The sequence below is a fragment of the Micromonospora endophytica genome (genome assembly GCF_003236305.1).
Lineage (GTDB): Bacteria > Actinomycetota > Actinomycetes > Mycobacteriales > Micromonosporaceae > Micromonospora > Micromonospora endophytica.
The window spans coordinates 1-727 of sequence record NZ_POTX01000511.1 but is presented as its reverse complement, the minus strand read 5'-3'; the positions used below and the strand labels follow the sequence as shown (position 1 = coordinate 727).

1 protein-coding gene is annotated in these 727 nt (G+C 60.8%); it reads left to right on the top strand.

Annotated elements, in window-relative coordinates; all coding sequences use genetic code 11:
• Nucleotides 1-727, top strand: a 727-nt coding sequence (locus C1I93_RS30835; RefSeq protein WP_220039623.1) for a lysine 5,6-aminomutase subunit alpha TIM-barrel domain-containing protein, incomplete at both ends; no start/stop codon positions are given.

Here is a 727-nt window from a genome sequence, read left to right as displayed (position 1 = left end):
GTCGTTGTTGGACTATGTGCCGGAGGGGGCGACTCGGGAGGGGTTCGCGGGGACGTACGCGACGCAGGAGAATTTTCGGTTGATGCGGGCGGCGTTGGATGAGTCGTCGCGGGAGTTGGGTCGGTATGTGCGGTTGACGAATTACGCGTCGGGGTTGTGTATGCCGGAGATGGCGACGCTGGCGGGTCTTGAGCGGTTGGACATGATGCTCAACGACTCGATGTACGGGATTTTGTTCCGGGATATCAATCCGGTGCGGACGTTTGTGGATCAGCGGTTTTCGCGGCAGGTGCATGCGCGGGCGGGGATCATCATCAACACGGGTGAGGATAATTATCTGACCACTGCGGATGCGGTGGACGAGGCGCACACGGTGACGGTGTCGCAGTTGTTGAACGAGTTTTTTGCGCATGAGGCGGGGTTGGCGGACTGGCAGTTGGGGTTGGGGCACGCGTTTGAGATCAATCCGGATGTGCCGGAGTCGTTGCGGTTGGAGTTGGCGCACGCGTTGTTGGCGCGGGAGTTGTTTCCGGATGCGCCGTTGAAGTGGATGCCGCCGACGAAGCACATGACCGGTGACGTGTTCCGGGGGAATCTGCTGGACGGGTTCTTCAATTTGGTGGGGACGTTGACGGGGCAGGGGATTCTGCTGGTGGGGATGATGACGGAGGCGGTGGTGACGCCGTGGTTGTCGGATCGGGACATCGCGTTGCAGAACGTGCGGTAC